This window comes from Acidobacteriota bacterium (assembly GCA_003696075.1).
In the GTDB taxonomy this organism is placed as follows: Bacteria; Acidobacteriota; Polarisedimenticolia; order J045; family J045; genus J045.
Genome location: RFHH01000067.1, coordinates 1 through 5,182, shown reverse-complemented (window position 1 = coordinate 5,182; position 5,182 = coordinate 1). Strand labels below are relative to the sequence as shown.

General features: G+C 73.2%; 6 protein-coding genes. 4 read left to right on the top strand and 2 right to left on the bottom strand.

What is annotated here, in order from left to right; translation table 11 throughout:
• Positions 1-158: 158 nt before the first annotated feature.
• The gene (locus D6718_04435) at positions 159-374 is read right to left on the bottom strand and encodes a 4Fe-4S dicluster domain-containing protein (GenBank protein ID RMG47085.1); all 216 of its coding nucleotides are present in this window, start codon (positions 372-374) and stop codon (positions 159-161) included.
• A gap of 188 nt (positions 375-562) precedes the next feature.
• On the opposite strand from D6718_04435, the gene rpiB reads away from it, so the two are divergent.
• From rpiB to D6718_04415, 4 genes are all read left to right on the top strand, one after another.
• Complete coding sequence (rpiB, locus tag D6718_04430; protein RMG47084.1) at positions 563-997, top strand: ribose 5-phosphate isomerase B; 435 nt, start codon at positions 563-565, stop codon at positions 995-997.
• A 23-nt stretch (positions 998-1,020) separates the two neighbouring features.
• Entirely contained in the window at positions 1,021-2,286 is a 1,266-nt protein-coding gene (locus D6718_04425; GenBank protein ID RMG47083.1) for a serine hydroxymethyltransferase, read from the top strand.
• 8 nt (positions 2,287-2,294) lie between these two features.
• Positions 2,295-4,214: an ATP-dependent DNA helicase gene (locus D6718_04420; protein RMG47082.1), complete on the top strand. Its 1,920-nt coding sequence runs from the start codon at positions 2,295-2,297 to the stop codon at positions 4,212-4,214.
• 124 nt (positions 4,215-4,338) lie between these two features.
• On the top strand, positions 4,339-4,899 hold the full coding sequence (locus tag D6718_04415; protein ID RMG47081.1) for a hypothetical protein: 561 nt from the start codon (positions 4,339-4,341) through the stop codon (positions 4,897-4,899).
• Here the strand turns inward: D6718_04415 and D6718_04410 are convergent.
• On the bottom strand, positions 4,886-5,182 hold a 297-nt coding region (locus D6718_04410), incomplete at its 5' end, for a sodium/proline symporter (protein RMG47080.1). The genes D6718_04415 and D6718_04410 overlap by 14 nt on opposite strands.

The window sequence follows — 5,182 nt, the reverse complement described above, 5'->3', positions numbered from 1 at the left end:
GGTCCCTCCCGGGCGCCCGAGTGTAGCAGCGGCGGCGCGCGCGGCGCAGCGGGCGGCGGCGCCGGAGAACGCCGGCTCCCGGGGGCCGCGGGCCCCCGGGGAGCGTCCCGCGTTTTCTTGGGATCCGGGGCTCGGGCCGTCAAGGCGGCCGGCGGCCCTCAGAAGTCGATTTCGACCGCCCCCTCGGGACAGTTCTCGACGCACTTGAAGCAGAGCGTGCAGCGCGAGGCGTCGCCCACCTTCACCCGCCGGCCGTCGAGCTCGAACACGTCCTCGGGACAGACCGCGAGGCAGGCCCGGGTGTCGTCGCAGAGGTCGGGATTGATCGAGACCTGCGCCATCGTCTCCTCCCGTGCCCCATCCGTGCGTCCCATGGCGGAAGATCGGGCGTCCGCCGCCGGCGGGCAAGCGTTCTCTCCCGCGCGGGAAGCCCGGGGCCGCCGCCGCGGGATCGGCGCTCCCGATCGGGGCGAGGATCTCACCGGACCGCATCGCCCGGGTGTGCGGGCTGCGGCTAGAATCGGCGGGCCGGGCGGCGTCCCGGCCAACGGCGGGAGGCGGCATGCGGATCGCCGCAGGGTCGGATCACGCGGGACTCGAGCTGAAGCGCCACCTGGTGCGCTGGCTCGAGGAACGGGGGCACGAGGTCCTGGACCTGGGAACCGATTCCCCGGCCAGCACGGACTATCCCGTGTACGCGCGCAAGGTGGCCGAGGCGGTCGCGCGCGGCGAGGCGGAGCGGGGCCTCGTGGTGTGCGGCACGGGGATCGGGACCGACATCGTCGCCAACAAGGTCCGCGGCGTGCGGGCGGCCCGGTGCCTCACCGAATACGACGCGCGTTACGCGCGGCGCCACAACGACGCCAACGTGCTGTCGCTCGGGGGGCGCGTCCTCGGCGCCGGGCTCGCCGAGGCGGTGCTCCAGGTCTTCCTCGAGACACCGTTCGACGGCGGCCGGCACGAAAGGCGCGTGCGGATGATCGAACCGGAGCCGTGAGGGCGGCCCGGATAGGGCGGACGATGAACGAGGAACTCTGGCGGACCGATCCCGAAGTCGCGGAGGCGATCCGCGCGGAAGCGGAACGGCAGCACACCCACCTCGAGCTGATCGCCTCGGAGAACTTCGTCAGCGAAGCGGTCCTGCAGGCGACCGGCTCCGTCTTCACGAACAAGTACGCCGAGGGTTATCCCAAACGGCGCTACTACGGCGGGTGCGAGTACGTCGACGTCGTGGAGAGCCTCGCGCGCGACCGCGCGAAGGAGCTGTTCGGCGCGGAGCGGGCCAACGTCCAGCCCCATTCCGGTTCCCAGGCGAACCAGGCCGTCTACTTCACCGTGCTCGAGCCGGGGGACACTGTGCTCGGCATGGACCTCAGCCACGGCGGACACCTCAGCCATGGCCATCCGCTGAACATCTCCGGGCGGCTGTTCCGGTTCGTTCCCTATGGCGTGCGGCGCGAAGACGAGACCCTCGACTACGAACAGCTCCGGCGCCTGGCTCGGGAGCACCGGCCGAAGCTCATCGTCGCCGGGGCGAGCGCCTACCCCCGGACGATCGACTGGGAGCGCATTCGCGCGATCGCCGACGAGGTGGGAGCCCGGACGATGGCCGACATCGCTCATCCGGCCGGGCTGGTGGCGACCGGCCTCTTTCCCAACCCGGTACCCCACTTCGACTTCGTCACATCGACCACGCACAAGACGCTGCGCGGCCCGCGGGGCGGCCTGATCCTGTGCCGCAAGGAGCATTACAAGGAGCTGCAGAAGGTCGTCTTCCCGGGCATCCAGGGCGGCCCGCTCGTGCACGTGATCGCGGCCAAGGCGGTGGCCTTCAAGGAGGCGATGGAGCCGTCCTTCCGGGCCTACCAGCGGCAGGTCCTGGCCAACGCCCGGGCGCTCGCGGCGGCGTTGGCCGAGGAGGGGTTCCGGATCGTCTCCGGGGGGACCGACACGCACCTGTTGCTGGTGGACGTGTTTCGCGAGGGCATCACCGGCAAGGAGGCCGAAGAGCGGCTCGACCGCGTCAACATCACCGTCAACAAGAACACGATCCCCTTCGACCCGAACCCGCCGATGGTCGCCTCCGGACTGCGGCTGGGAACCCCCGCTCTCACCACCCGCGGCATGAAGGAGGAGGAGATGCGCGCGGTCGCCCGGCTGATCGCGCGGACGCTCCGGGAGGGGGAGGACGAGAAGGTCCTCGACGCGGTGCGCGAGGAGGTGCTCGCGCTCTGCGAGCGCTTCCCCCTGTACGAGGCTCGCCGGCGGCGTTCCGTCGGCGCCTGAAGCTCCCCGTGTCCCAGGAGGTCGAAGCCCTGTTCGGGCCGGGCGGGCCGCTGGCGCGGGCGCGGAGCGGATTCGAGCACCGGCCCGGGCAGCAGCGGATGGCCGCCCTCGTCGCCCGCACGCTCTCCGGCGGGGGCCGGGCGATCGTCGAGGCGGGCACCGGAACGGGCAAGACGCTCGCCTACCTGGTCCCGGCGCTGCTCTGCGGCGAGCCGGTGATCCTGTCGACGGGAACGAAGGCGCTGCAGGAGCAGATTCTCGAGCGCGAGCTGCCGGTCGCCCGCCGCGTCCTGGGGGACCGCGGGCGGCAGGCGACCGCGGTTCTGCTGAAGGGGAGGGCGAACTACCTCTGCCTCAAGCGGCTGGAGGAGACCGCCGCCCAGCGCCGGTTCGAGCACGCCTCGGAGGTGCATCTTCTGGCCAGGATCAGGCGCTGGGCCGAGAAGACCCGCACCGGCGACCGGGCGGAGGTGTCGGGCCTACCGGACAACTCGCCGCTGTGGGCGCGGATCGACGGGCGCGCCGACACCTGCACGGGGTCGAGCTGCCCGTTCCACGAGCGCTGCTTCGTGTTCGGCGCGCGGCGCCGCGCCGAGGAGGCTTCGCTCGTGGTGGTCAACCATCATCTCCTGGTCGCCGACCTGGCGCTTCGCGAATCGTGGGAGGGGCGGGTGCTCCCCGACGCATCGCGCCTCGTCCTGGACGAAGCGCACCTCGTGGAGGACGCCGCGGTCGCGCACTTCGGCGTTCGGTTCAGTTCCCGGATGGCGTCCGAGCTGGCGCGGGACGCCGCGCAGGAGCTGCGCGCAGCGGGCCGGGATCCCGCACCCGCCGCCGCCCTGGAGCGGGCCGCCCGCGCGTTCTTCGCCCGCGTGCGCCCGGAGCGGGAGGAGCGCGTGCGGCTCGCTCCGGAAGCCCGGCGCGGGTTGGCCGGCCCGGCCGAGGAGGTGGTCGGCGCGCTCGAAGCCCTGGGAGACGCGGCCGTGGGCCCCGGGCCGCGCGCCGACGAACGGGCTTTGATCGAAACGCGCTGTGCGCGTCACAGCGTCACCCTCCAGTCGATCCTCCAGGCCGACGAGTCGTCGCACGTGGTGGTGGCGGAGCCCCAGGGGGAGGAGGGTGCGGTGCTCGCCAGCTACCCGCTGGAGGCCGGGCCGCTTCTCGCCCGTGCCCTGGGCCGGTTCGACGCGGTCGTCGCCACCTCCGCCACCCTGTCGATCGCCGGAAGCCTCGAGCGGGCGGCGCTCCGACTGGGGATGCCCGAGGCCGAGCCTCTGCTGGTGGCCTCGCCCTTCGCCGAGCGGCGCCAGGCGGCGCTGTACGTCCCGCGCCGCTTCCCGGAGCCGGGGGAGCCCGCGTTCGCCGACCGGGTGCTCCGGGAGATCGAAGCGCTCCTCGAGATCAGCGACGGGCGGGCGCTCGTGCTGTTCGCCTCGCACGCGGCCCTGAGCCGCGCCGCGGAGCGGCTCGCCGGGACGATCGAGTGGCCGGTGCTCGTCCAGGGCGAAGCCCCGCGGGAGCAGCTCATCGAGGACTTCCGGCGCTCGGTGCGCTCGGTCCTCCTCGGCACCGCCAGCTTCCGCCAGGGGATCGACGTTCCCGGCGAAGCGCTCTCCTTGGTGATCGTCGACAAGCTCCCCTTCGCCGTCCCGACCGATCCCCTGGTGGAGGCGCGTTCGGCGGCGATCCGGGCGCGCGGTGGCGATCCGTTCATGGAGGAGCAGCTGCCGGAGGCGATCCTCTCCCTGCGGCAGGCGCTGGGCCGCCTGATCCGGTCCCGCGAGGACCGCGGACTGCTGGCGGTGCTCGACGTCCGCCTCCGCACCCGGCGCTACGGAAAGGTGATCCTCGACTCGCTCCCGCCGTGGCGGCTCCTCGACGACCTCGAGCAGGCACGGGAGTGGTTCCGCACGCACGTCGGACGCTGAGGGCGATCGCGGACGGCGGCGGCGCCTCGCGGCGCGCTCCCGTGGCGCCCGCCCCGCGCGGCGACCTACATTGCGCGCAGGGGCGGCCCGCAGCCCCGCCGCATTCTTTCGGGAGGTCCCCGCGATGAGGCTCACGCGGACGATCGCGCCCGCGCTCGCGCTGGCGCTCGCGCTGGCCCCGGCGGCCGCCGGGGAGAAGCCGGATGCGGCCCGGAAGCGGTTCCGCATCGACATGATGGCGAAGCAGACGCTCGAGCGGCTGCTCGAGCGGAACGAAGGCGCGCGCCGCCTTTACCGGAAATCGGCCGGCTACGCGGTGTTCGACGCCGTCAAGATCGCCTTCGGCGTTTCCGGCGGGGGAGGGGTCGGCGTCGCCGTCGATCGGAAGAGCGGCGAGCGGACGTACATGAAGATGGGAACCGCCGGCGTCGGCTTCGGTCTCGGCGGCCAGCGATACCAGGTGGTCCTCTTCTTCGAGACCCCCCGCGCCTTCCGGAGGTTCGTCGAGTCGGGCTGGCAGGCCGACGTCTCGGCTTCGGCGGCGGCGGGGAACAAGGGGGCCAACGCCGTCGCCGCGTTCAACGAAGGGGTGGCCGTGTTCCGCCTGACCGAGAAGGGCTTGATGGCCAACGCCGACCTCGCGGGGGTCAAGTTCTGGCGCTCGAAGAAGCTCAACGCCCGGTGACGGACCGCCGCTCGCCGCCCGCCCCCCGCGCGGCCAGCGAGCCGGCGACGACGGCCGCCAGCGAGAGTCCGAACGCCGGCACGAGCTCGTAGAGGCCGGTCGGCTCCTTGAGCCAGAGCCGCCAGGCGACGGTGACGGCGGTGCCGGTGACCATCCCGGCCAGAACGCCCGCGCGCCGCGTCCCGCGCCACCAGAGCCCGCAGATCAGCGGCGGTCCGAGCGCCGCCCCCAGGCCGCCCCAGGCGAACAGGACGAGCCAGAAGACGAGGTCGCGGGCGGCCGC

Excerpts from the sequence above, each read along its gene's own strand:
- D6718_04435 (RMG47085.1), bottom strand. The coding sequence starts at position 374 with ATGGGACGCACGGATGGGGCACGGGAGGAGACGATGGCGCAGGTCTCG.
- rpiB (RMG47084.1), top strand. The coding sequence starts at position 563 with ATGCGGATCGCCGCAGGGTCGGATCACGCGGGACTCGAGCTGAAGCGC.
- D6718_04425 (RMG47083.1), top strand. The coding sequence starts at position 1,021 with ATGAACGAGGAACTCTGGCGGACCGATCCCGAAGTCGCGGAGGCGATC.
- D6718_04415 (RMG47081.1), top strand. The coding sequence starts at position 4,339 with ATGAGGCTCACGCGGACGATCGCGCCCGCGCTCGCGCTGGCGCTCGCG.